23 protein-coding genes and 1 pseudogene are annotated in these 24,740 nt (G+C 31.4%); 6 read left to right on the top strand and 18 right to left on the bottom strand.

Annotated elements, in window-relative coordinates; genetic code table 11:
• The 6 genes and pseudogenes from N4A42_RS10690 to N4A42_RS10665 all read right to left on the bottom strand — a co-directional run.
• Positions 1–2,426: pseudogene (locus N4A42_RS10690) on the bottom strand (CUB protein); the annotation flags it as partial.
• A gap of 104 nt (positions 2,427–2,530) precedes the next feature.
• A complete protein-coding gene (locus tag N4A42_RS10685) occupies positions 2,531–3,358 on the bottom strand; it encodes an ABC transporter permease subunit (protein ID WP_294073780.1) in 828 nt (275 codons plus the stop codon).
• A 26-nt stretch (positions 3,359–3,384) separates the two neighbouring features.
• Positions 3,385–4,311, bottom strand: a complete 927-nt coding sequence (locus N4A42_RS10680) for an ABC transporter ATP-binding protein (RefSeq protein WP_294073778.1) — start codon at positions 4,309–4,311, stop codon at positions 3,385–3,387.
• A gap of 169 nt (positions 4,312–4,480) precedes the next feature.
• A complete protein-coding gene (locus tag N4A42_RS10675) occupies positions 4,481–4,996 on the bottom strand; it encodes a hypothetical protein (RefSeq protein WP_294073776.1) in 516 nt (171 codons plus the stop codon).
• 186 nt (positions 4,997–5,182) lie between these two features.
• Positions 5,183–6,199: a COX15/CtaA family protein gene (locus N4A42_RS10670; protein WP_294073774.1), complete on the bottom strand. Its 1,017-nt coding sequence runs from the start codon at positions 6,197–6,199 to the stop codon at positions 5,183–5,185.
• 88 nt (positions 6,200–6,287) lie between these two features.
• Positions 6,288–7,703, bottom strand: a complete 1,416-nt coding sequence (locus tag N4A42_RS10665) for an HD domain-containing protein (protein ID WP_294073772.1) — start codon at positions 7,701–7,703, stop codon at positions 6,288–6,290.
• 97 nt (positions 7,704–7,800) lie between these two features.
• Between N4A42_RS10665 and N4A42_RS10660 the strand changes: the two genes are divergently transcribed.
• The gene (locus N4A42_RS10660) at positions 7,801–8,550 is read left to right on the top strand and encodes a lipopolysaccharide kinase InaA family protein (RefSeq protein WP_294073770.1); all 750 of its coding nucleotides are present in this window, start codon (positions 7,801–7,803) and stop codon (positions 8,548–8,550) included.
• On the opposite strand, the gene N4A42_RS10655 is transcribed toward N4A42_RS10660, so the two are convergent.
• From N4A42_RS10655 to N4A42_RS10645, 3 genes are read right to left on the bottom strand one after another with little or no spacing between them, the layout of a single operon-like run.
• Entirely contained in the window at positions 8,551–9,312 is a 762-nt protein-coding gene (locus N4A42_RS10655) for a glycosyltransferase family 2 protein (protein ID WP_294073768.1), read from the bottom strand. It abuts the gene before it with no gap.
• Between the two features lie 17 nt (positions 9,313–9,329).
• Positions 9,330–10,376 carry a CDP-glycerol glycerophosphotransferase family protein gene (locus N4A42_RS10650; RefSeq protein ID WP_294073766.1) on the bottom strand — a complete coding sequence of 349 codons (1,047 nt, stop codon included), beginning with the start codon at positions 10,374–10,376 and terminating at the stop codon, positions 9,330–9,332.
• A complete protein-coding gene (locus N4A42_RS10645) occupies positions 10,376–11,056 on the bottom strand; it encodes a phosphocholine cytidylyltransferase family protein (protein WP_294073764.1) in 681 nt (226 codons plus the stop codon). The genes N4A42_RS10650 and N4A42_RS10645 overlap by 1 nt, the downstream gene beginning before the upstream one ends.
• Positions 11,057–11,227: 171 nt before the next feature.
• Here N4A42_RS10645 and N4A42_RS10640 point away from each other — a divergent pair, with 171 nt between their 5' ends.
• The gene (locus tag N4A42_RS10640) at positions 11,228–11,821 is read left to right on the top strand and encodes a YrbL family protein (RefSeq protein WP_294073762.1); all 594 of its coding nucleotides are present in this window, start codon (positions 11,228–11,230) and stop codon (positions 11,819–11,821) included.
• On the opposite strand, the gene N4A42_RS10635 is transcribed toward N4A42_RS10640, so the two are convergent.
• Genes N4A42_RS10635 through N4A42_RS10625 form a run of 3 tightly spaced genes read right to left on the bottom strand, consistent with a single transcriptional unit; the run spans position 11,818 to position 14,532 of the window.
• Positions 11,818–12,756: a stealth family protein gene (locus N4A42_RS10635; protein WP_294073760.1), complete on the bottom strand. Its 939-nt coding sequence runs from the start codon at positions 12,754–12,756 to the stop codon at positions 11,818–11,820. The two genes, N4A42_RS10640 and N4A42_RS10635, sit on opposite strands and share 4 nt — an antisense overlap.
• 7 nt (positions 12,757–12,763) lie before the next feature.
• Positions 12,764–13,672 carry an ATP-grasp fold amidoligase family protein gene (locus tag N4A42_RS10630; RefSeq protein ID WP_294073758.1) on the bottom strand — a complete coding sequence of 303 codons (909 nt, stop codon included), beginning with the start codon at positions 13,670–13,672 and terminating at the stop codon, positions 12,764–12,766.
• Between the two features lie 44 nt (positions 13,673–13,716).
• Complete coding sequence (locus tag N4A42_RS10625) at positions 13,717–14,532, bottom strand: 2,3,4,5-tetrahydropyridine-2,6-dicarboxylate N-succinyltransferase (protein ID WP_294073756.1); 816 nt, start codon at positions 14,530–14,532, stop codon at positions 13,717–13,719.
• A gap of 420 nt (positions 14,533–14,952) precedes the next feature.
• On the opposite strand from N4A42_RS10625, the gene ruvX reads away from it, so the two are divergent.
• The 4 genes from ruvX (at position 14,953) to mazG (ending at position 17,527) form a co-directional block, all read left to right on the top strand.
• Positions 14,953–15,363, top strand: coding sequence for a Holliday junction resolvase RuvX (gene ruvX / locus N4A42_RS10620; RefSeq protein ID WP_294073754.1), 411 nt, complete (start codon positions 14,953–14,955; stop codon positions 15,361–15,363).
• A gap of 157 nt (positions 15,364–15,520) precedes the next feature.
• Positions 15,521–16,111, top strand: coding sequence for a peptide deformylase (def, locus tag N4A42_RS10615; RefSeq protein ID WP_294073752.1), 591 nt, complete (start codon positions 15,521–15,523; stop codon positions 16,109–16,111).
• Between the two features lie 97 nt (positions 16,112–16,208).
• A complete protein-coding gene (locus N4A42_RS10610) occupies positions 16,209–16,646 on the top strand; it encodes a DUF5606 domain-containing protein (protein ID WP_294073750.1) in 438 nt (145 codons plus the stop codon).
• A 107-nt stretch (positions 16,647–16,753) separates the two neighbouring features.
• Complete coding sequence (gene mazG, locus N4A42_RS10605) at positions 16,754–17,527, top strand: nucleoside triphosphate pyrophosphohydrolase (protein ID WP_294073748.1); 774 nt, start codon at positions 16,754–16,756, stop codon at positions 17,525–17,527.
• Positions 17,528–17,830: 303 nt separating this feature from the next.
• Here the strand turns inward: mazG and N4A42_RS10600 are convergent, their stop codons facing one another.
• From N4A42_RS10600 to N4A42_RS10575, 6 genes are all read right to left on the bottom strand, one after another.
• A complete protein-coding gene (locus tag N4A42_RS10600; protein WP_294073746.1) occupies positions 17,831–19,831 on the bottom strand; it encodes a DUF349 domain-containing protein in 2,001 nt (666 codons plus the stop codon).
• A gap of 160 nt (positions 19,832–19,991) precedes the next feature.
• Positions 19,992–20,750 carry a shikimate dehydrogenase gene (locus N4A42_RS10595; RefSeq protein ID WP_294073744.1) on the bottom strand — a complete coding sequence of 253 codons (759 nt, stop codon included), beginning with the start codon at positions 20,748–20,750 and terminating at the stop codon, positions 19,992–19,994.
• Positions 20,719–21,738 carry a DUF368 domain-containing protein gene (locus tag N4A42_RS10590; protein WP_294073742.1) on the bottom strand — a complete coding sequence of 340 codons (1,020 nt, stop codon included), beginning with the start codon at positions 21,736–21,738 and terminating at the stop codon, positions 20,719–20,721. The genes N4A42_RS10595 and N4A42_RS10590 overlap by 32 nt, the downstream gene beginning before the upstream one ends.
• Positions 21,738–22,706: a DUF368 domain-containing protein gene (locus N4A42_RS10585; protein ID WP_294073740.1), complete on the bottom strand. Its 969-nt coding sequence runs from the start codon at positions 22,704–22,706 to the stop codon at positions 21,738–21,740. Before N4A42_RS10585 ends, N4A42_RS10590 begins: the two co-directional genes overlap by 1 nt.
• Before the next feature lie 37 nt (positions 22,707–22,743).
• Positions 22,744–24,150, bottom strand: coding sequence for a tetratricopeptide repeat protein (locus N4A42_RS10580; protein WP_294073738.1), 1,407 nt, complete (start codon positions 24,148–24,150; stop codon positions 22,744–22,746).
• 253 nt (positions 24,151–24,403) lie between these two features.
• Positions 24,404–24,740 (bottom strand): aminotransferase class III-fold pyridoxal phosphate-dependent enzyme (locus N4A42_RS10575; protein ID WP_294073736.1); only part of this gene is annotated, 337 nt, incomplete at its 5' end.

The following is a 24,740-nucleotide window of genomic DNA, read 5'->3' as shown; positions in this document are numbered from 1 at the left end:
GTTGTACTGACTTCAAGAGAGACTTCACTAAAATTCACACAACCTGTGTTGGTATTAGTCACTCTAGCATAAACAATCTGAGGATTAAAGAAATTTTCAAAAGCATTGGCATTAATTTCATTCTCATCGTTTTCTGCATCTTCTAAAGAAAGATGATAGGTAACATGTCTGTTTTCCTCATTATTTACCACATCATTAGTAAACAAATCAATATTAAAAGTTGTGAATCCTTCAGGTATGCCATCTTCATCGCATTGTATAATAGATATATTATTAGCTATAGGTGTATCATTAACCGTTAATTGAAAATTACCAGTGCTGTAACATTCCGTATTGTTTGTGTTTTCTATTCTAACAAAAATGGTCTCACTTGTTGTGGTATAAGTTAGAGGCAATTCCGCTGTATTATTATTGGCATCATCTTGCGTTGGATGAAATGTAATACGCGTATCATTTTCATCTTGAGCACCTCTAATATTTGGGATTAAATCTCCTAACTCTACTGTGGCTATTCCATCTATTGGATCACCTTCATTATCACAAAATTCGATATTATTAAGCTGAACGATTTGTGGAGTGTTAAACACTTCAAGCTCAAAAGAAGTCAAATCATAGCAATTGGTATTATCGGCATTATCTACTCTTACATAAATGATATTATCTGGGTTATTTATATTGCTATAAGGAAAGGTGATTTCATTTTCAAGATTATTAGCGTCATCTATATTTTCAAAATAGCGTACATTATATTGTGAAGCATCTTGCATTAACAACGCTTCACCATTTTTATTTGTGAAATCGAAATTTTCAAAAATGCCATCGTTTCCAGAATCGTCACAAGCTATTGCGTTAGACACAGGATTTGCTACAGGTATATCAAAAACTCCAACAACTGCACTACCTTCAATAGGGCAATCTCCATTGTTGGGTTCTATATAAACTTCGTAAAAACCTGGAGCATCTATTAATAGTTGCGCTTGGTTGTTACCAGAAATAGGATTGCCATCAAAAGACCATACATAGTCAGCACCAGAAATGTCATCAGCTTGTAAAATGTAATTATCTCCAGTACATAAGCTTAACTCTGAGGTACTAATGCCGTTTCTGATTATGTCTATTTCAGAACCAAGAAATGATGTAATAAATGGTGGTAAGCCCAGAGTTGAGCTAGATCCAGCGGCTAATGGTTGGCCATTAACGTTATATGTACATGCTAATCCGGCTTCACTTGGTTGTTCAATAACATCCAAACTGTTTGTGTTTATATTATTGCAGACATATATTTTATTATTGGGTGCTAACTGCATTGAGGAAATAAATCCTGTATTTGGAGCTTGCTGATATACTACGGTTTCTGTATTATTATTTTCTAAATCAAATTGTCTTACAATATTTCTATTTGTAACATATACCTTTTTAGAATCAGCCGAAAACTCTAGGCCGTAACACGAATTGTTAGATACTAAATTTACAGGATTACTTACTACACCAGTTTCATTATCAAAATCATAAAGCCAAAAACTACCAGAACTTTGGTTTGCATTATCGTCACTAGGTAGAGTGCTGTTTTGAGCATGGCACACTGCAATCTTAGTACCATCAGGTGAAGATTTCATATAACCAATACCGTTGCGTCTATATCCTTGGGTAGTAATGGAAGGTGTCAAAGTTGAAGTAACAGGATTTAAATCATTAAAACCACTAGCCTCTATTTTAAATGCATAAAAAGTATCAACAAATTGAGTAATCACCCACATGGTTTCACAATCAGCTCCTTGAACAGCAGTTATTTTTTCTGCACATTTATACAACACTTGATCTTGTTGAGAGGTGTCGTATGTTATGAGGTGTACATTTTTTTCAGTGGCTACAACATCTCCTAATCCACCATTTAAGGTCATATCTACTAATGAGTAATTAAAACCATTATTAAAGCCGTCGTCATCGTTTGGTATAGATTGAAAGTCTCCGAAAGTTTCTTCGTAAAAATTTAAAGGATTTCCATTTTGGTCTGCAGGACCTTGATTAGGTGATGCCCAAGCGTTATTGTGATGTGGCTCATCTACAGTAAAGATATAATACAAGTTGTTATTTGTTGGGTGAGGTATAATTACTCCAGAAGAGGTACTTGATGGATCTCCAAGCAAACCTGTGCCTCCAAAGTAATTGGCATTAGGCATAATATTATTTTGTCTATCCCAAACAGTACGTCCATCTGTGTAGAATTGTAGAACACCATTTTCATCAGAAATAGACGAGCAACCTTCTGAAGTATTTATAGAAGAGGTAACAGGTATAACATCTCCAGTAATTAGGTCAAAATTAAGACCAGCATTGTTACCAAAAGCCCAATTTGTAGTTTCTTCTTGTGCAAAAGCAACAACACAACAAAATAATGCAAATAATAAGGCGTATTTCTTTTTCATAGAAGCTTGAAGTGTATTACAAGTACAGCATAACAATATAACAATTAGAACGTAAAAACTCCTAATCTTAATGTTAAACCTACATAGCAATTACATCAAAGCTACTATAAATCTCTCTTTTTTAATAATTGATAAGATAAAAAGATAAAAAGAGCTGACCAACCTAATACAATTACAATTTCATACCAATGTACGGCATAATCATAAGCGATATCGGTTTTCTCTGGAAATTTGGTCATCACAATACGTTGTATTGGCTGATCTATAAGCTTGTACATAGATTCTAAAGGCAGTACATTTTTTACTTTAAAGGCACTGTCTGAATTACCTAAAATTTCATAAGCTCCCCAAAATATTAACCATTCAAAAATGTACAAAACAAATAAGAAACCTAATGCAAATGCAGATCGCTTTAATAACATTCCAAAGAATAAACATAAGCTAAAGAATCCTACAAGTTTTACAAAATATGCTAGCAAAAATTCAACTTCTCTAAAAATGATGGAAGCCTCTGTGTAACTGGAGTAATATAATCCTATAAAAAATGATGCTACACCAATTAAAATAGTGGCACATAAAGAAAAGAAGACAATGGTATAAAACTTTGATAATATAAATTCCTTTTTGCTTAATCCATCTATAAGATTCTGTTTAAGTGTTTTGTTGCTATACTCATTGCCTATCATACTAACCACAACAATAGCAAAGAAAAATTTAAAATAAGAGGCAAAAAAGGTTGTGATATGCCAAATTATAGGAAAATTAAAAATGCCTAATTCACCTAGCTCTAAGGTGAAAAAACCAAAGAAATTGATCTTAATTGAAGATAAGACAAGTACAGTGAATGGTAATATAAAGGATACAAATATGAGTATGCGACTAACTTTATTAAGCCAAAGTTTTTGAAGTTCTAATTGTATGAGACGTAACATGTTTTTTTGATTGGTTTTAGTAGATTTTAGCCTAATTTAGCTATTTCTTGATTGGTTTCTGTATTGTCAGTTAACTGTAAGAATTGTTCCTCTAGGCTTTCTTTTCGTTTTACCAAATGCGATAATAAAATACCTCTATTGAACATCATTTGATTAAAATCTGAAGCCGACATTGGTTCATTTAGAAATGCAGTAATTAAATCATCTTCAATTTTTAGTTTTCCAAAATTTGAATCGGTTTTAAGTATAGAAATTAACTCATTGTGTTTTTCAGTTTTTAATTCGAAAAAACCATGGCTGCTTATCATTTCATCGACACGACCTGAATATAATTTTTCTCCTTTTCGTAATACCACAACATGTGTGCAGACTTTTTCAACTTCATCTAAAAGATGTGATGCTAAAAGTATTGTAGTGCCATTTGCTGCAATATTTTTAATGATTTCTCTAATTTGATGAATTCCTTGAGGGTCTAAACCATTGGTTGGCTCATCTAAAATTAAAATTTCAGGATCATTTAGTAGTGCAGAGGCAATGGCTAAACGCTGTTTCATACCTAAAGAATAAGTTCTAAACTTATGATCTTTTCTGTCTAATAATCCAACAACTTCTAGCTTTTCTTCAATTTTACTATAATCTACACCTTTTATTCTACAGACTAATTTTAAGTTTTGTTCTGCAGTCATATAAGGGTAAAAGTTAGGACGTTCTATAATGGCACCAACTTGTTTTAAAGCATTGTGTGTTGAGGTGTTACCATCAAACCAATGAAAATCTCCATTAGTTTTATTAACTACATTTAATACAATACCTAAGGTGGTAGATTTACCGCTTCCGTTAGGTCCTAATATACCATAAACGTTTCCTTTGTTAATGGTAAAACTCAAATCTTTTACGGCTGTTACATAGCCAAATTTTTTTGTGAGATTGTTGATTGTAAGGATTGGCTCCAAGATATGATTGGTTTTAATTGATAAAGAAGTCAAATTAATCCTTAGATAAGCTAAGTGTATTAGTTTGACATAAATTGGTTGTGTTAGTAAGACGAGAGACTTCTTTTTTTGTTACATGAAAATAAAAAAAGCATCAAAATTGATGCTTTTTATGGTGTGTAAGTTATTGTTAATTCCAGTTTTCGTCAAAGTCTAAATTATTGTAATCATCTAGATCTATGTCATCTTCAAATTCATTGAGAGTTTCCTCTTTATCGGCTTCGAACATTTTTTCTGGTGCTTCATCTGGTATTTGGCCATGTACAAACATTAAATTAGGGTAATCTGTACCTTGAGCTTCTTCTACAATTTCAGCAAGTTCAACATAAAAAGTCCACATATTCATAAAGTCATAGACATAGATAAGTTTTGGTGATGCTTCATGAGCTACATCTTTTATAATTGTTGTACTCATCATTTTAACTTTGTTTCCGGCTTCGCTCATATCGAACATAGCAATCTCTTCTCCTTGATTCCATTGCTCATCACTAATGTAAAATGAAGCCATTTCCAAACCATCAAAACCAAAGGATTGTGTAATAATGTTATGCAAATCTTCCATGGTGTCTGTTTCACGAATTTCTAAATCGCGAAACACATCGTCTTCTGTATCGTTGTCTAAGATAACTCTAAATCTATAAATCATGTTGCAAAGATATGGTTTACTAATTTCAATTCCCAAAACCTAAATTTCATTATTTGAAAAGTTTAAATTAGGTATTAGGTATTAGGTATTGATGTATTTATGCGTGGAGTTGTTTAGTCGTGTATGTTTAAAAGTTTTTTCGTTAATCTGTCGAGTTGTTTATGCATTTAGTAATTTTCCTCATTCCTATTTACTAAATCGATGCAATGTGAAAACCATACTACTCAATAATATAAATGCTCCAACTTGATGCAAAACACCTAGCCAAACAGGTACGGCAAGCATAAGGGTTAAAACTCCGAGTAAAAACTGAAAACCAACAATAATCAACAAGCTATTGACTCCTTTTTTTTGTAAGTTGGTTAAATTAAGTCGAGATGTTTTTTGCCATATCGCTAGAATAAGAATAGCAACAACAAAAGCCAAAGTTCTATGCACAAATTGTACTCCACTTTTACCTTCTATAAAATTGAGATACATTGGGTTTTGCTCTGTATAAACGGTTTCGTGAATAAATTTACCTTCGCTCATTAATGGCCAATGGTTATGAATCCAGCCAGCATCTAATCCTGCTACAAAAGCTCCATAAATAATTTGAATGACCAAAACAACTAAGCCCAATCGTATAAAATTGCGCAACTTTTTATCGATGACTTTTTTATCAGGAAACATTAAGTCTAATGCTACCCAAAAAGTATAAGCAAATGTGAGAAATGCTGTGGTTAGATGAGCCGCTAATCTGTAATGGCTTACATCTGGTCTGTCAACCAAACCACTTTTTACCATATACCATCCTAAAAAGCCCTGAAAGCCACCCATAATTAGGAGAATAACCGACTTTGTAATTGTGGATTTGCTGAGTCGTTTTCTGATTAAAAAATAAATGAAAGGGATGATAAACACCATGCCTATAAAACGACCTATAACACGATGTATCCATTCCCAAAAGTAAATGTCTTTAAACTCTTCTAAAGACATGCCATAGTTGAGTTTTTGATACTCCGGATATTGTTTGTATAAATCAAATGCCTCGTTCCATTCTACTTCGTTCATTGGCGGAATTGTGCCAGATATCAATTTATAGTTTGAAATTGATAAACCAGAATGTGTTAATCTAGTAATACCACCAACAATAACCATAATGAATATTAAAATACAACCTGTAAGTAGCCAGTATATAACGGCTTTGTTATTTTTTTTCATAAGCTATTTCTAAACCTTTCCATTTAAAAAGGAAATTTGTTAGTATAGTTTTTTATTTTGTATATATAATTTTTTAGAATAAAATCTTTTAGGTGTGAATCGTTAACCCTAAAGCTTTCCCTTTTTCTAACATCAGTTTATAAGCAGCTTCATGTTCATTAGGAATTTCTCCGTCTAAAATAGCTTCTTTAATAGCTTCTTTTATGATTCCAATTTCTCTTGAAGGTTTTAAATTAAAAGCTTTTATTATCTCTTCGCCAGATATTGGAGGTTGAAAATTACGAATACGATCACGCTCTTCAACTTCAACAATTTTATCTCTAACTAATTTAAAGTTATTATGATATTTTTTAAACTTTTTAGGATTCTTGGTAGTGATGTCTGCTTCGCAAAGCGTCATAAGGTCATCTACATAATCACCAGCATCAAAAACCAAACGCCTTACTGCAGAATCTGTAACTTCAGTAGCTAACACAATTGGCCTAGAACTCATCAGCACCATTTTCTGCACAAATTTCATTTTGTCATTTAATGGCATTTTTAAACGCTTAAAAAGTTTGTACACCATTTTTGAACCTAGAAATTCATGAGCATGAAATGTCCAACCATTTTTTTTATGAAACTTTTTTGTGGGTGCTTTACCAATATCGTGCAATAAAGCTGCCCAGCGCAACCATAAATTATCTGTAGTTTTTGCAATATTATCTACAACTTCTAGAGTATGATAGAAGTTGTCTTTATGGCGTTGACCTTCTATTTCATCAATGCCTTTTAAAGCCATTAACTCTGGCAAAATATAATTGAGAAGTCCTGTTTTTTCTAAGAGGATAAAGCCAATAGAGGGTTTGCTACTTTCAAGGATTTTATGAAGCTCTGTAACAATACGTTCTTTTGTAATAATCTTAATTCTATCCTTATTGGCAGTAATAGCTTTTAAAGATGCTTCTTCTATTTTAAAATTGAGTTGAGTTGCAAAACGAATGGCACGCATCATGCGTAGAGGATCATCACTATACGTAATATCTGGATTTAAAGGTGTACGAATAATGCCTTTATCTAAATCTATTACACCATTAAAAGGATCTAAAAGCTCACCAAAATTTGAAGTGTTAAGACTTAGGGCTAGTGCGTTAATGGTAAAATCGCGTCGATTTTGGTCATCTTCTAAGGTGCCATTTTCTACAATAGGGTTTCTACTGTCTTCGTTATAGCTCTCTTTGCGTGCTCCAACAAATTCAATTTCAATGTCGTCGTAACGCAGCATGGCAGTACCATAAGTTTTAAAGACTTGTACTTTTGGTTGATTAGGTAGGTTTTTAGATACTTGTTTTGCTAATTCAATGCCACTACCAACAGCAACAACATCGATATCTTTTGCATTGCCTCGTTGTAATAAGTAATCTCGTACAAACCCACCAATAACAAAACAGCTGAGCTGTAGTTCTTCAGCAGATTGCGAAATAATCTTAAAAATAGGATGCTTTAGAGCTTGTATGTGATTCATTATACCCTTTAAAATGGTTCAGCAAAGATACAATAGATGCTCAATCTTTTAAAATCAATTCTTGCTAAAAGAACAAAACTAATTGTAATTTTGCAGTATGCATTACAAGATTAATTCGGATTACAAGACGTACAAGGATTTTTTAGATGATTGTATTTTTCATTTTGATACTAAAGGAACACCTTTTGGAAATCAAAAAAGAAATTCACTTAAACTATTTTCTAAAGATGATCTCTTAGTAAATATTAAATCGTTTAAGATTCCGAATATATTTAATCAAATAGCTTATAAATTTTTTAGAAAAAGTAAAGCACAACGTTCATTCGAATATGCTCTAAAGTTAAAAGCATTAGGGATTGGCACACCAGATCCTATTGCGTATTACGAGTTTTCATCGTTTTTTTTATTTAGAAAGAGTTATTATATCAGTCAGCAATTAGAGTGCGATTTAACCTATCGAGAGTTAATTAATGATTTTGAATATGACGATTATGATAATATTCTGCGCCAGTTTACAAGGTTCACCTTTCAGTTACATGAAAAAGGTGTTGAGTTCTTAGACCACTCACCAGGTAATACATTAATTACAAAAACCAATAATGGTTATGATTTTGCTTTAGTAGATTTAAATCGAATGAAATTTGGTTCAATGGATTTTGAGAGTCGTATGAAAAATTTTGCACGTTTATCTAAATATAAACACATGGTTGAGATTATGAGCGATGAATACGCAAAGTGTATTAATAAATCTTATGAAGAGGTGTTTAATGCTATGTGGACAGAGGTAAAAGCATTTAGAGCAATTGTTGATAGAAAGAAAAAACTAAAAAAGCGTTTAAAAAAGTAACTAACTTTTTCTATTCTTTTTATACAATGCTCTCAATTTAGCATACTTTAAAAATGTTAAATGGCCAGTTTGGTAGCAAATCATAAAACCATTAAATCCGTCTAAAAAACCTCTTCTTAATATGTAAGCTTTGAAAAAAGCCCATGTTGGATTCCAGAATAATTTAATTATTGGAGCTTTTTTGCCAAGTTTGTAATAGGATTCAGCTGAGATAGAAGAAAAATGCTCAGTTTTTAAATTAAACTCAGAATACGTTTGGTAAGTTAGATGCAAAATATCACCTTTTAAATGACCAACTTTATTTGTGGATACAGCAATTTCGTCATGCGGATTAATTCCTTTCCAAGTTGATTTGCGTTTATCAAAAACACGTAATTTTTTATTAGGATACCAATCTGAATGTTTTATCCATTGCCCACAAAAGTTATTAAAACGATTGCAATAGTAACCATCTTTTTGCCAGTTGCTTTTTAATGCAATAATTGATTGTTGAAGCGTTTCTGAAAGAGATTCGTCACCATCTAATGAAACTACGTAGTCGTTAGAAGCTTTACTAAGTGCGAAATTTTTTTGTTCTATGTAACCCAAAAATTCTTGTTCTATAAATACTACATTATATTTTTCGCAGATAGCTTTAGTGTTATCTGTAGAAAATGAATCTACAACAATAATTTCATCTACAACATTGATTAAAGACTTTAAACACGTTTCAATGTAGCGCTCTTCATTATAGGTTATTATGACTCCTGAAAACTTTATCATTTTAAGATTTTAAATACCTAATAGGTCTTTTTTGATAGCAATTTGTAATGTGTCTTTAATTTTCTAAAGGTAGATATTTTACGTTTTTCAGGGACTTTATGGGTTTTTAGATAGGTTTCCACAGCTTCTACCATTCGTAATGCAGATTTACCATCATTATATGGGTGATAATCTTGTATTATGCTTTTTCGTAAATCGGCACGAGTATCATTTTTTAAGGTGTCTAAAACTTCCTCGCTTAAATTTTGATAGGTTTTTAAATCTTTCCAAACAATATTACCCGAAATACTATTAAATGTTATTGCAGGCTTGTCTAATAACAAAAATTCATACACAACTGAAGATGTATCACTTATTATTAAGTCTGCCATGATTAGGAATTTAGTAATGTCCTTTTCATTCTGGTAAATAATATTATTTGTGTTGTTAGCTAGTTGCTTATATTTTTCTACCCATTCTTCAGCCATTAATGGATGAAATTTTAAAAGGATGAGGTGGTTTTTCTCATCAGAAAGTTTTTTAATTTCTTCTAGCAGGTGAGGAGCAGAGGTTAGTTTAGGAGAAAACGTAGGTGCGTAAAGAATAATAGTTTTAGCGTTATGTTCTGTCTTTAACTTTTCCTTTTCAACGGCAAGCTCATCAAGGTTTTTAAAATACATGTCTAACTTTGGCCAGCCAGTTTCAATAACATCAAAATCTTTGTGTTCCTCTTTTAATTCATTAAACCTGTTAGTGAAATATGGTCCTTGGGTTAAATACAAATCAAAATATTGACGTATTCTAAAATGTCCTTTTTTTTCGCCAGCTAAACCATGAAAAATTTGAGTTTTTAAACCTCTTAAAAAATATGGGACTTCATTGCCAGGTGCAAAAATAACATCGCTTTTATAAGCTTTTATATCTTTAATAGAGGATGTATTAGGCTCTGAGTTGTAAGGAAAATTATTTCTAATTTTTGGAGCAACAAACCAAATAAAATCATGATTCTTTTCTACTAAAACCTCTTTAATTGGGTTTAAGATTGCAAAGGCGTAATTGTTTAAGCAGAAAAGTACAACCTTCATTATAATGTCTTGTTTACTTCATTAAGATCTTCAACAAAATCTATTTCCATACAATTGTATTTAGAAATATCTACAGCTTGTATTTTTAAGTTATCTTTTTCTATGGCTATTTCTAAACCGCGTTCAAAATAATCATTAGCATCACATTCTTCTAAGCGTGCGATAAACGTTTTAATATCATTTGAAGAGATAAAATTTATACCAACAGCTTCACCTAAACCATTTTTTACGGTTTTAGAAAGCTCATTAATATAACCATCCTTTAGTGTGTACTTTACTTCTTCTTCAGCAACTTTACTCGTATTAACGGCAACAAAAGATTCATTAGCTTGTACGTAAGGATCTAAAATGTCTAGCAGATTAACATCAAAAACAACATCGCCATTAAACCAAAGTACAGATTTGTCTTTGTGCTTTTTTAGAGCTTGTAATAAACTTTTAGAGGTGTTAGTCCTATCAAAAAACGGATTATAAACATAAGTTAACTCAGGAAAACGCTCCATAATTAAATTCTTCTTAAAGCCAACCACAACGTTAATATCGTCAATATCGTAGCGCGAAGAAATATTATCGGTTTGCATTTTCATAATACTCTTACCATTTTTTAAAGGAGTTAGTGGTTTTGGAAATGGGTTTCCTAATCGAGATCCTATACCAGCTGCAAGTATTATTATTTTCATCTGTTTATATTATTATTTTAGGTATTAGACCGAATATACATCGGTTTTATACTGACATGATTTTTTTAATGTGCTCAAAGATAAAGTTATTAATGGAGTAATAAAATAGCTTATTAAGTAATAAATAGATAAAGCTTTGCTCGATTAATTATTAGAGTTAATTTTGTTTTTATGATACAGTTGGAAGACAAGCATTACATAGGAGAAGGTGAGATAAGATTCTGTTATGAGCATCCTGAGGATAAAAATTTATGTATTAAAATTCCAAGACCAGAAACCACTAGAGCTTATACCAATAAAGAGCTATTATACTTTAAAAAGCTTTCTAGGCGAAATAAAGCCAAGTATCAATATCCGTTTTATTCCGATTTTCATAACGAAGTAAAAACCAATTTAGGTTTAGGGCAAGTTTTTGATTTGGTACGTGACGAAACTACAGGTAATATTTCTAAAACCTTAGAATATTACCTTATGGAAAGTAAAGTAGTACCTGATGAACAAATAGAATCTGCTTTGAGTGACTTAAAACAGCACATGACTAAATATAAGGTGTTTACTAGAGATTTACGCTCCAGAAATATTTGCTGTAAGCTAAAAAATAATAATTCTATTGAACTTATTATTATTGATGGTATTGGCCATAGAGACTTTTTTCCATTAGCCGATTGGTTTCATTATTTTTCTAAAAAGAAAGTTGACCGAACTTTTACCAGATGGTATTTTGATAGTTTGAAAGATCAAAGAGATTTTTTAAGAAGAGATTAGGAGGTTCGTTTTTCTAACCAACCTAAAATATAATCTAAAATTGGTTTTGGTGCACGGTCTAAACTTTGTAATCCGAGGAATAATCTTCTTTTTGCTCTAACATTTAATTTATACTTATACCAATACAAAGATTTTTTGTATGATCTAAAATATAAGAGTTGTAAATCCTTTTGTAAAATGCAGGTTTTGTTTTTAATTTCAAGATGATAAGCAAAGCCTTGAGGTGTAAATTGTTTTGGATTTCTAAAACGGTATTTGATGTTTTCTAAAAAGATTTTTGGATGTGCTTCAAAATAATTTTTAAATGTTGATTTTCTGAGTGGGTGAGGAGTATGTCTAAAATTATAATACTTCTTAAAACCTAAAATTCTAGCTCCTAATTGCTGTGCGTGCTTATGACCAATTCTTGGCTTTTTAAATTTATTTTTAAATTTATTTTCAGGAAACTTTAACCAACGACCTCTAAGAATTGGTAAACCGCCTTGAAAGAAATCTCCTGGCTTTACCTTGTTAATTAAAAAGAAATCATCATTAAAATAGATAAAATGCTCTGCCAAATCAGGTATGCGATGCATGCAGGTTTCTATAGGTCTACAATTAAAAGTAGGTAGATGTTCTTCATAATCTTTGAAAATGGTTTTATGATCAACAATTTGTACCTTTTTATAAGTGCTGTTTTCTTTGTTTTCGCTTAAAAAATAAGGTGTTTGCTCGTCAGTAATAATGAAGATGTTTCTAATAAAAGAAGCATGTTTTAAAATAGAATCAATCGTATATTTAATTTCATTAACTTGATCGTAACGTGTTCTAAAGCGTTTAGAGTTCACTTTAGATTTATCTTCTAAATAAGGCAACATCTTATCACGATGTTTTTCATCATTACCATCTACCCAAAGGATAACAGCGTCTATAGGGTGTTTTTCAGTTTTACTCATTTAGACCTTAATTAGTGATAAATTCTGTGATAACTTTATTACCATTTTTAAGAGGTGGTAACTTAAAATAATCTCCAATAATTTTATTGTATTCTTCAGGGTAAAATTGTTTTCTTGCATCTGAAGGGTAAAATGTTAACTCACCAAATACAGATTTTCCGTTTACAGAGTAAAAATCTACTCTAACAAATGGTAAGTTTTCAGATAATTTTCTCGACAATTCAACCATTTCATTAAGATTGGTTGGTTTTTCTAGTTCTGTAGAAATACTCTTATAGGTTTTACTTTTTCCAAAAGGAAGGCGGTTAAATTCTAAATCAAAACAGCCTTGTTTGTGGTCTTCTTCTCTGTCTAAATGTACATCTATAAACTTTGGTTCGCCATTAAAGCAATAAAATTTATAGTCTGCTAAAGTGCTTTTACCGTCTTCTTTTAGAAATTTTTCAATCACTATTTTTGGTTCAACATCTTTATAAGCCCATTCTTGCCCTCTTCTATAGTATTGGTTTTTAGTTAACCATTTTTTAAACTTATTAATTACTTTTTTTTGATTGAGCTGTGCTTTGTTGCTTACAATGATATTATGACCGTTGGTATGATTGGCTTTTATAACAAATTTGTTAGGTAGAGCATCAAAGTCTATTTTTTCAGGATCATCATAAACGGCATAAAGCTCATTTAAATATTGTTCGCCAATTTTATCTTTCACATAAGATCTTACAGCGTATTTATCTACTAAAGCATTTAAAATCTTAGGTCTAAAATAAACCTTGTACCATTCAATTTTAGCATTAAAATCTACAGGATTGTCTAAGTTTAGTTTTTTACCAGAAAAGTATTCGTAATGAACTTTAGCATAGAATTTTGGTGGTAAAAAACGCATTTTACGCAAATGCCTTAAAAAGAAGCGACGCATTGGATTAGATATTTTAGTAAAGTTAATATAAATACAATTAAAACTTAAACCGCAACATCATATTCTCTAAGAGCATCATTCAAAGATGTTTTTTTGTCTGTACTGTCTTTACGTTTACCTATAATTAATGCACAAGGTACTTGGTACTCACCAGCAGCAAATTTCTTAGTGTAGCTTCCAGGAATTACCACAGATCGTGCAGGTACAACACCTTTGGTCTCAACAGGTTCATCTCCAGTTACATCAATGATTTTTGTACTCATAGTTAGTACAACATTAGCACCTAGTACAGCTTCTTTTTCTATACGTACACCTTCTACAACAATACAGCGGCTACCAATAAAAGCACCATCTTCAATAATTACAGGTGCAGCTTGTAAAGGTTCTAAAACACCACCAATACCAACACCACCAGAAAGATGTACATTTTTACCAATCTGTGCACAACTACCTACCGTTGCCCAAGTGTCTACCATTGTGCCTTCATCAACATAAGCACCAATATTTACATAGCTAGGCATCATTATTACACCTTTAGAAATATATGCGCCATGTCTTGCAACAGCATGAGGAACTACTCTAATACCTTTTTCTTCATAGTTGCGTTTTAAAGGAATCTTGTCGTGGTACTCAAAAATGCCAACTTCAAAAGTTTCCATTTTTTGAATAGGAAAATATAAAACAACAGCTTTTTTTACCCACTCATTAACTTGCCATCCACCAGCTATTGGTTCGGCAACACGTAAGTTTCCAGTATCAATAAGATCTATAACTTGTCTTATAGCATTTATTGTTGTTTCATTTTTTAATAGCGAACGATCTTCCCAAGCACGTTCTATTATAGGTTGTAATTCTTTCATATTTAAAGGATAGAAATTTTTATTATCAAAGATAAGTCGATAATAGATTTACGGGAAATATTTTTTGAAAATTGTGACTTATAAACAAAGGGTGTGTCTTATAAATGTTAAATACGATGATAATTTATCCTTAATAAGTTTATCTGAGAATTTAATTAATAGCTAATTTAGAAAACTTCTCTCCCCAGTTAAATAGAGAAGTTTTCTTTTGTAGCTATAGTGCCTGAATAAAAAGAAGTTAATTTTTTCAGATGCTTTTTGTAAGAAAATGTGACCAAAATGATTTTAGGTGTCTAAAAGATATAATTAACGTGATTTATTTTATAGAGGGTAAAAAAAATCATAGACTTAATTAATAGCTAATTTTTGAAAACGCTTCTTTTTTGTGAGAAGCGTTTTTTATTACATTATCTTTGCAAAATGGGAAGAATATTAGCTTTAGATTTTGGAACCAAAAGAACAGGTTTAGCTGTTACAGATGAAATGCAAATTATAGCATCTGGCTTAACAACTGTTGAAACCAAAGACTTACTTCAATTTTTAAAGGATTATATAGCAAAAGAACAAGTTGAAAAATTTGTTGTTGGTGAGCCAAAACAAATGGACAATACAGCATCTGAGAGTGAAATACATATTCAGAAGTTTTTAGAAAAATTAGCCAAAGCAATTCCTCATATTCCTGTTGAACGTGTCGATGAGCGTTTTACTTCAAAGATGGCATTTCAAACCATGATAGATAGTGGGTTAAAGAAAAAGCAACGACAGAATAAAGCTTTAATAGACGAAATAAGCGCTACACTAATATTACAAAGTTATCTCAGTAGTCAATAGTTAGATATAAGAGATATATTGAAAGATATTCAATTTTAGATGCCATTTATTGTAGTATTATTGAATGTGGTGTATTTAGATATTTAGAATTTAGTTTTTGAAATTTGACTTTTTATTCTTTGTATTTGATATTTTTGCACCCGAAAATAAACAGATTATGATATTACCAATTGTTGCATATGGAGATGCCGTACTTAAGAAAAAAGCAAAAGATATTGATAAAGATTATCCAAAATTAGATGAGCTTATTGCAAATATGTACGAGACCATGTATGGTGCTTATGGTGTTGGTTTAGCTGCACCACAGATTGGTTTACCTATTCGTTTGTTTTTGGTAGACACAGATCCTTTTTCTGAAGATGAAGATCTTTCTGAAAAAGAAAGAGCACAATTAAAAGGATTTAAAAAGACATTTATAAACGCGCAGATTTTAGAAGAAAATGGTGATGAATGGGCTTTTAATGAAGGGTGTTTAAGTATTCCAGATGTAAGAGAAGATGTTTTTAGACAACCAAAAATTAAGATTCAATATCAGGATGAGAATTTTGAAACACATGTTGAAGAATACGATGGTTTAGTTGCCAGAGTTATTCAACATGAATACGATCATATTGAAGGTATTTTGTTTACCGACAAACTTTCGTCGTTTAAAAAGCGTTTAATAAAAGGAAAGTTGACCAACATTTCTAAAGGAAAAATAAGAGTAGATTATAAAATGCGTTTTCCTGCAATGAGCAAAAAACGTTAATAAATAAACAAAAGTATTGCCCAGAATGCAGTCTAAGGGTAGATGCTTATAGGATACTAAAAGGCTTAGACTGCGCTTAGCCTACAAAAAGAATATTATGAGTTTAGAAAAGATTTTAGCTATTTCTGGTAAGCCAGGATTATATGAAATTGTAACGCAAACCAGAACAGGTGCTGTAGTACAATCGTTATTAGATAATAAACGTATTACTGTTGGAGCACATAGCAACATCAGTATTTTAAGTGAGATTGCTATTTATACCTTAACTGAAGAAGTACCTTTAAAAGATGTACTTAAAAAAGTAAAGGATAAAGAAAACGGTGAACAAACATCTATAAGTCACAAAGACGGTAAAGATGCTTTAGAAGAATACTTTTTTGATGTATTGCCAGATTATGACGAAGATCGTGTTTACCCTTCAGATATTAAAAAAGTAATTCAGTGGTATAACTTACTCCAAAAGAATAGTCTTTTAGACGCTTTAGAATCTGAGGAGAATACTTCGTCTAATACAACAACAGACGAAGAAGAATAAACAAAAAATGTCTTTCGAGTGAAATTATTAGATAGAGTTTACTAAAGTCTCAAAGTTCACTCGGATTGGTAATTTTCTTTGTTTTATTCATATTAGGAATATAATCAATGTCAAATAAAACTGCACAACTTAAAGCTTTTGAGCGTTTGTTAGTTATTATGGATGAGTTGCGTGAGCAATGTCCTTGGGATAAAAAACAAACCATGGAATCTTTACGTCATTTAACCATTGAAGAAGTTTACGAACTTGGAGATGCCATATTAGATAGAGATCTTGATGAGGTTAAAAAAGAGCTAGGAGATGTGCTGTTACATATCATTTTCTATTCTAAAATAGCAAGCGAGACTAAAGATTTTGACATTGCTGATGTATGCCATAGTATCTGTGATAAATTGGTTGAGCGTCATCCTCATATATATGCAGATGTAAAAGTTGAAAACGAAGAAGAAGTTAAGCGTAATTGGGAGCAATTAAAGCTTAAAGAAGGTAAGAAAAGTGTGCTAGAAGGTGTGCCCAAAAGTTTGCCAGCTATGGTAAAAGCCAATCGTATACAAGATAAAGTGGCAGGAGTAGGTTTTGATTGGGAAAAGCCAGAACAAGTTTTTGAAAAGGTAGAAGAGGAGCTCACTGAGTTAAGATCTGAAATAGCAAAAGGTAATCAAGATGCTATTGAGAGTGAGTTTGGTGATGTGTTATTTTCTATGATAAATTATGCGCGTTTCCTTAAAGTAAATCCTGAAAATGCGCTTGAGCGTACTAATAAAAAATTCATCAAACGTTTTCAGTATTTAGAAAGTAAATCTAAGGAATTAAATAAGCCTCTTAAAGATATGACCTTGACTGAAATGGATGTTTTTTGGGAAGAGGCAAAATTGTTGTGATTTTTGTCATTACTGCGAAGCAAAAGCAGGAATCTCCTTATTAATCGAAACTGTTTTATCTTTCAATTCGACAAGCTCAGTGTGATACATTTTGTTAAAAAATTCTAAAAGTCTAAAGCTAAACATCCAAACAGAAATTTCTCACGTAACTATTATATATAAAAACAAAACGTTTTTATAATCTTAGTAGAATCTTAATTATTATATAGCGGTTGTAATTAAGGTTAATTTAGTTTAGTTAGGACAAAACCCATCTGTAAATAACAGATGGGTTTTGTATGTTAAGGTATTAAATTCTTGATTTTAAGAATACATTCCGCGAATTTTAGTCAACTTCGCTTTCCAAGTATCTAGCTCTTTTTTGTGCTTTGCAATGTTTTTATGAACATCTTTAACTAGTGGATTGTCAGAGTCTACATTTGTGAAAAACTGCAAATTATTTTCTAGTTGAGTAATTTCAGATTGTACTTCTCCAATTTTCTTACGGATAAAGTTTTGTTCGTTATCTAGTAATCTGGTATCATTATCATTGTTAGCAAAATTCTCTAATTTGCTTTCAAATTTCACCATCTCTAGCTTAGACTTTTCCATTTTTAGCTTATCGAAAGCTTCATCTATTGCTTTATAGAACTTGCCATCAATATAACGCTTATTTTGAGGAACGTAACCTATTGCTTTCCAATCTGCAATTCGGGTTTTTAAAGTTTCTACATCTGCTTTGTTATCACCACTAAATTCAATAGCTTTTAACTCGTCTAGTAATTTTACTTTTTTATCAAAAGCATCATACAAATGTTGATTTTCGGCTTTACGATGTGCATGCATTTTATCAAAATAGTGATTGCAGGCATCTTTAAATTCCTTCCAAACTTTATCGCTGTCTCGTCTTGGTACATGACCAATTTTTTTCCAATCGCTTTGTATTTTTTTCATTAAAGGAGTAACAACAGCAAAGTCCTCACTATCTTTATTTTCTTCAGCAATTTTAATCAGTTCTCTTTTCTTTTGAAGGTTTTCGTACTGATCTTTCTTTAAATCTTTATAGAATTTGTTCTTTCCACGATTAAAGGTTCTTACAGTATCTTTAAACTTTGCCCAAGTAGCTTCATTAACTTTTAAGGGTACTTTGCCAGCATTAAAAAATGCTTCGCGTAGAGCTTCTACTTCTCTTATTTTCTTTTGCCATGCACCATGAGAACTCGCTTTATCGTCTGCAATAGTTTGTATGCTTGCTATGATTTCTTCTTTCTTTTCAAGATTTTTTTCGTAGGCTTTGTCTAAATCTGCATAATACGCTTGGCGTTTATCATGAATAGTTTTAGTAGCATTACTAAAGCGTTCCCAAATTTCTTCTCTGTGAGCTTTTGCTACAGGTCCTAGCTCTTCTTTCCAGAGTTTATGTAGTACTTGTAACTCTCTAAATGAACGATTAATATTATCATCACCAGCAAGTTCTTCAGCACGTTCAATAATCTTTAATTTTTGATCATAATTGTGCTTAAAGTCCATATCTCGCAAATCGTTATTAAGATGCAAGAAGTCGTAAAAACGTTCTACATGATGGTGATACGTATTCCAAGCATTGTTGTACTTGTCTCTTGGAATAGGACCAGCGTTACGCCATTTTTCTTGAAGTTCTTTAAAGGTTTTATAAGTAGTTCCCATGTTTTCTTCAACAGAAAGAAGGCCTTTTATTTCTTCTATAATAGCTAATCTATTTTCTAAATTTAGTTTTAGTTGATGCTCGCGCTCTTTGTAGTAAGCATTTATAGATTGTTTGTAATCTTTATAAAGTTGATTAAACAGTTTCTTGTTATCATCAGTGTAGTAAAAGTCTATTTCATTGCCACCTTCATTAACAAACTCTTCTTTTTTCTCATCAATTAACTGACTAAACTTAGCATTAAATTCGGCTTTAATTTGATTAACCTGTTTAGATATGGTCTGAATTTTATGATGCTTCAAAAGACGATTTAACTCAGTAGCCAAATCTTGCATAGACATGGCATGGTAATCTTTTTCTTCAACTTCGTGTCGTTCTGCATTGGATTCATCTTCAGCATCTTCAGCATTTGAAGCTTCAATCTCAGCATGCATTTCAGAATCTGTTTCAACAACGTTTTCTGTTGCTGTAGTAGTTTCTTCAACCACTTCAGTAACGTCATCTTTAGTTTCAACTATAGCTTCATTTTCAGTTGTAGTGTTGTCTTCGACTTTTGGTGTCGTTTGTTCTGTTGGAGTAGAATCTTTTATTTCTACTTCTTTTTTTCCTTCTGCTTCTTGCAGGTTATCATTCTCAAGCATCTTTCAATAAATTTTATATGAGGTTAAAGATACTAACAACTCATTGAATTACAAAGTAAATACAGATATAGCTCTATTTGTTGATTTAAAGAGTTGCTAAGTTGTTTGTGTGTTTGTAGGTATAGTTAATTATTACTTACAAAGCGTTACATAATTATTGTCACTTATTCCAAATTTTCCAAGATTTTTCGGCTTGTAGTTTAAGCATCTCTAATCCGTTAATTATGGTTGCTCCTTTTATATCTCCACATTTAAGAAATTTAGTTTGTTGTGGGTTGTATATTAGGTCGTATAGTATATGTTTTTCTGTTATAGCGTCGTAAGGAATATCAGGACATTCATTAACCTTTGGGTAAGTGCCTATTGGTGTGCAATTTATAATAATATTAAATGAAGAAATAATATCTTCGGTTAGATCTGAATACAAAAATTTTACACCTTCCTTTTTAGATCTAGACACATAATCGTATTTAATTTTTAGTTTTTTAAGAGCATGAGCAATAGCTTTTGAAGCTCCGCCTGTACCAAGGATAAGTGCGCGTTTGTGATGTTTTTTTAGATGAGGTTTTAAGGAGTTTTTAAAACCGTAATAATCTGTGTTGTATCCAATTAATTTTTGATGGCGTGTTATTTTAATGGTGTTTACAGCACCTATTTTACGAGCTCGTTTATTAAGGTCGTCTAATAGTGGAATAACTTCTTCTTTATAAGGAATTGTAACATTTAAGCCTTTTAGGTTTGAAGTGTTTTTGATAATATCATTTAATTCTTCAATAGATTGAATGTCAAAATTCACATAAGAATGCGATAATTCTTCATCATTAAATTTATTTGCAAAATAACTTCTTGAAAATGAGTAGGAAATATTTTTACCTACTAGCCCAAATTTAAGCTTTAATTTGTCTTGTGCGTTGCCCATACCATTCTAATCCTAATACAATAAGGATTCCTAAGGCAATATAAGCAATTGCGATATAAGTTTCGGAAGTAAACTCAGGTAAAAAACGTTCATAATTCTCAATGACTTGTTTACCAGTAGAATCTAAAATAAAGCTACCATCACTATTTGTTTTGTATATGGTTTCTTTCCATGGCCAAACCACTCCAAGTGAACCTATAATAAAACCTACAATAGTTGCTAGAGTAATATTTTTATAGTGTTTTAAAATATAATTAAGCACATGCGAAAAGGTTACTAAACCTGTAACAGAGCCTAGTGTAAATATACTAAGTACTTTTAACATTCGCATTCTAGCTTCGTTTTTAATAAACTCAAAATTTCCTGTAAGCATATCTGAAATAGTATCGTATAATGCATTTACTGAATCTACCAGAAGTAAGACATAATTGCCTAATAATATTAAAATAAACGAGCCAGAAAAGCCTGGAAGTGTCATACCAGAAACACTAATGATTCCACAGAAAAAAACAAACCAAAGATTGTCATTTTCTTTAGCAGGATCTAAAAAGCTAATACTAATACCTAAAGCTGCACCAAGAATTAAAGCTATAATTGTTTTGCCGTTCCAGGCTTTAAAATCTTTACTTATGTAGTAGATAGAGCCTAAAATCATACCAAAAAAGCCACTCCATACATAGAGTTCGTAATTAACAATGAGATAATCTAGAATTTTAGAAACACTAAAATAACTTACTATCATTCCTAAAAACAGAAGTCCTAAAAATTTACCATTTATGTACTGGTAGAAACTTTTAAAACGACGATTAAAAAGAAGTTTAAAGGCTGTCTTATTAACACGTTGTAAGGAGTAAATAAATTCTTCATAAAAACCTGCAACAAAAGCAACAACTCCACCAGAAACACCAGGAACTTTATTGGCTGCTCCCATGGCCAAACCTTTTATGACTAAAAATACACGATCTTTAAAACGCCTGGTACTTTGCATTAGGCTTTATTTTTTTGACTTCCTAAACGTTCTAGTATAAGAATAGTTGCAAATCCTATGATTATAAAAATAGCAGCAACTACAATTTGATTATCTCCATCGTAAGATGTTGGTAATATGCTTTTATCGAGTAAAGTAACTTCCTCTCCTTCTGAATTAATTCTGGTTTTTAATACTTCTTTCCAAGGCCATATTTTGTTTAGTGAACCAATCATAAAACCAGTTAGTATGGCTAGTGTTAAGCTTTTCTGATGTTTAAACATCCAGTTTAAAGCTTTAGAAAACACTTTTAAACCTATAGCAGCACCAATAGCCAGCAAAACAAATTTTAAAAGCGCATCTTTAAATAAATCCATATTACCTGTAACTAAACCATCTCTAAGATTATTAATAGTGTCAATGGCAGTTTGATAGGCACCTAAAATTAGCAATATAAATGCACCAGAAACACCAGGTAAAATCATAGCAATTATGGCAATAAAGCCACAAAATAATAGATAAAATGGACTATCTGGTGAGGCAAAAGGTTCTGCAAGAGTTATATAATAGGATAGGATAGAGGTAGCAATAATAGCTATAATTATTTTAGCAGACCATGTTTTAATTTGTTTAGCTATGTATAATATACTAGCTAAAACTAAACCAAAAAAGAATGCCCATAATAAAATAGGTTCATTGTGCAAAAGCCATTTTATTAATTTAGCTAAAGATAATATACTAATACCAATACCAGTAAATAATGCTAATAAGAAAGTACCATTAATTGATTTCCAAGCTGTTTTAAAACCTTGTTTTTTCCAAACTTTAAAAACTCCAAGATTAACTTTGTCTATGCTTTCAATAAGTTCTTCGTAGATACCAGAAATAAAGGCAATTGTACCTCCAGAGACACCTGGAACTACATCAGCTGCTCCCATTGCCAATCCTTTAAAAGCGATTATAAAATAGTCTAAAAAACGTCTTTGCATTTCTCTAAATATAAGAACAGCTAAGGTAGGGATTTTTTTAGTTGGAAGCCTTTTTAGATTCTGAAATTATAGCCCTTATCATTGGTCTGTCATTAAGCTTAGGAAATAACTCTGAAATGATAAAGCTATAGTCTATATTAAGTTTTAAGCCATTTTTAAGGTGAAAGCGTCCTTCATCAATTTGGTGCATTGAAAAGTATAAACCACCAAGCCTGTATTCTATTTCAGAATTCTCTGGATAGAACTCAGCTGCTTGTTTTAAATTATAAATAGAAGCTTCATATTCACCTAAAGCAATTAGTATATCAGATCGGTCTAACCAAGTGTCTAATTCATAATTTCCCAGCTCGAGAGCTTTTTTATAGCCAATCTCTGCTTCTTCAAGAAAATTTAAACGTTTATTGATTGTAGCATAGAGCTTCCAATATAATACGTTTTCGCAATCTATATTCACTGCTTTTTTTATGTATTGCAATGCTTTATCGTAATTTAAACGCTTCATGGAGAACTTCGTTATGGCAATCCAACCTTTATCTAATAAAGCATCTTCTTCTACAGTTTTTTTAAAAAACTGTAATGCCAAATCATCTTGTCCAAGTTTTTCATAACAATGACCTATTCTTAATAAAGCAAAAGAAGTAGGTTCGTCTAAAGCCAAGGTTACTTTGTAGTTTTCAATAGCTTCTTCGTAATGTTTAAGCTTTTCTAAAACTTTTCCTTTTTCAATGTATGCTCCAACAAAAGTGTCATCAGAAATAATAGCAAAATCAAAAGCAGCATTTGCTCTTTCATAGTCTTTTATAGTAAAATATTGACGGCCTAATTGATGCCATGCAACTTCACAATAAGGATTAGAATCTAAAAAATTATTGAGATAGCTAATAGCCTCTTCGTTTAAATCTAAAAAGTCATAGCAATACACAATATTGTGTAAAGCAGAATAATCAGTTGTATCAGTTTCTAGGCATTTTTTAAAATATATAATAGCATTTTCAAACTGATCTAAAAATAAATATTCCATGCCGATTAAAGCATAAAGATCTGAATCTTCAGCAGGTGAAGAAGATATTTCTATGGCAATAAGTAGTGTTTCTATTGCTTTTTCATGCTCGTCTTGTTTAGAGAGAACATTTGCTTTTTGAATATAGATTTCTTCATTATTAGGTTCTAAATCATGAAGTGTGTCTAAGATTTCATCAGCTTCAGGGAATTTATTTTCAATAATCAAGATTTCTACCTGAAATAATCTGAGATTAACCGAAGTTGGGTGTTGCTCTAGTCCCAATTTTATTGCACGTTTGGCCAAGGAAATTTTTCCATTTTCGAGATAGTGGTGAATGATATTTTCAAATTCATTGGAGTCAAAAAACAAAATATCATTTGTTTTTAACATGGATTCGAACCTAGTAAGCGGATAATTTTCGTCTTCGGGACTATAGTTCATAAGCGGTTTAAAAATTCACACAATAATTGAGGCTTTTGGTTTACCAAACAGATTGCTGTATTTTAAGGTACTCCCTTTTAATTGTTTTGGTAGGCTTGTCCTATATAATTATTCAATAATCTAAATTTACATTTATCGTTTAAAGGTATAGGTGATTTGAGTTTTTGTTTTTAACAAAATAATTAACACTGAAATTAGCATCTGACAGTGTTTTTGTATGCTGTAAATCAGTCGATTAACTTGTGTAATGTTGTTAAATCGTGTCTAAAACAGAAGTTATTATTTGACAGCCTTCAATGATTTCTTCTTTTGAGATGGTTAGTGGTGGCGTAATTCTGATAGCTTTGGGTTGAAAAAGCAGCCAGAATAATATTAACCCTTGGTCTTGAGCGCTTAAGATAACTCTATTGGCAATTTCAGAATTATCAACAATTGCTGCTAACATTAATCCTTTTCCTCTAATTTCTTTTATATGTTTATGTTGAAGATGTTCTCTAATGAGTTGTTCTTTTTCAAGAGCTTCAGCCATTAAATTGGTTTCTGTAACTTCTTTTAAAGTGGCTAATGCAGCAGCTGCGATAACAGGGTTT

Origin of the sequence: Winogradskyella sp., assembly GCF_025210595.1 — a bacterium.
Classification (GTDB): domain Bacteria; phylum Bacteroidota; class Bacteroidia; order Flavobacteriales; family Flavobacteriaceae; genus Winogradskyella.
The sequence above is the reverse complement of the archived record's forward strand: the minus strand, read 5'-3'. Positions and strand labels throughout refer to the sequence as shown.

Coding starts and splice junctions, on each gene's coding strand:
- def (WP_294073752.1), top strand. CDS start 15,521: ATGATATTACCAATTGTTGCATATGGAGATGCCGTACTTAAGAAAAAA.
- N4A42_RS10580 (WP_294073738.1), bottom strand. CDS start 24,150: ATGAACTATAGTCCCGAAGACGAAAATTATCCGCTTACTAGGTTCGAA.
- ruvX (WP_294073754.1), top strand. CDS start 14,953: ATGGGAAGAATATTAGCTTTAGATTTTGGAACCAAAAGAACAGGTTTA.
- N4A42_RS10645 (WP_294073764.1), bottom strand. CDS start 11,056: ATGAAAATAATAATACTTGCAGCTGGTATAGGATCTCGATTAGGAAAC.
- N4A42_RS10640 (WP_294073762.1), top strand. CDS start 11,228: ATGATACAGTTGGAAGACAAGCATTACATAGGAGAAGGTGAGATAAGA.
- N4A42_RS10600 (WP_294073746.1), bottom strand. CDS start 19,831: ATGCTTGAGAATGATAACCTGCAAGAAGCAGAAGGAAAAAAAGAAGTA.
- N4A42_RS10665 (WP_294073772.1), bottom strand. CDS start 7,703: ATGAATCACATACAAGCTCTAAAGCATCCTATTTTTAAGATTATTTCG.
- N4A42_RS10595 (WP_294073744.1), bottom strand. CDS start 20,750: ATGGGCAACGCACAAGACAAATTAAAGCTTAAATTTGGGCTAGTAGGT.
- N4A42_RS10635 (WP_294073760.1), bottom strand. CDS start 12,756: ATGAGTAAAACTGAAAAACACCCTATAGACGCTGTTATCCTTTGGGTA.
- N4A42_RS10685 (WP_294073780.1), bottom strand. CDS start 3,358: ATGTTACGTCTCATACAATTAGAACTTCAAAAACTTTGGCTTAATAAA.
- N4A42_RS10660 (WP_294073770.1), top strand. CDS start 7,801: ATGCATTACAAGATTAATTCGGATTACAAGACGTACAAGGATTTTTTA.
- N4A42_RS10590 (WP_294073742.1), bottom strand. CDS start 21,738: ATGCAAAGTACCAGGCGTTTTAAAGATCGTGTATTTTTAGTCATAAAA.
- mazG (WP_294073748.1), top strand. CDS start 16,754: ATGTCAAATAAAACTGCACAACTTAAAGCTTTTGAGCGTTTGTTAGTT.
- N4A42_RS10630 (WP_294073758.1), bottom strand. CDS start 13,672: ATGCGTCGCTTCTTTTTAAGGCATTTGCGTAAAATGCGTTTTTTACCA.
- N4A42_RS10625 (WP_294073756.1), bottom strand. CDS start 14,532: ATGAAAGAATTACAACCTATAATAGAACGTGCTTGGGAAGATCGTTCG.
- N4A42_RS10650 (WP_294073766.1), bottom strand. CDS start 10,376: ATGAAGGTTGTACTTTTCTGCTTAAACAATTACGCCTTTGCAATCTTA.
- N4A42_RS10675 (WP_294073776.1), bottom strand. CDS start 4,996: ATGATTTATAGATTTAGAGTTATCTTAGACAACGATACAGAAGACGAT.
- N4A42_RS10610 (WP_294073750.1), top strand. CDS start 16,209: ATGAGTTTAGAAAAGATTTTAGCTATTTCTGGTAAGCCAGGATTATAT.
- N4A42_RS10670 (WP_294073774.1), bottom strand. CDS start 6,199: ATGAAAAAAAATAACAAAGCCGTTATATACTGGCTACTTACAGGTTGT.
- N4A42_RS10585 (WP_294073740.1), bottom strand. CDS start 22,706: ATGCAAAGACGTTTTTTAGACTATTTTATAATCGCTTTTAAAGGATTG.
- N4A42_RS10655 (WP_294073768.1), bottom strand. CDS start 9,312: ATGATAAAGTTTTCAGGAGTCATAATAACCTATAATGAAGAGCGCTAC.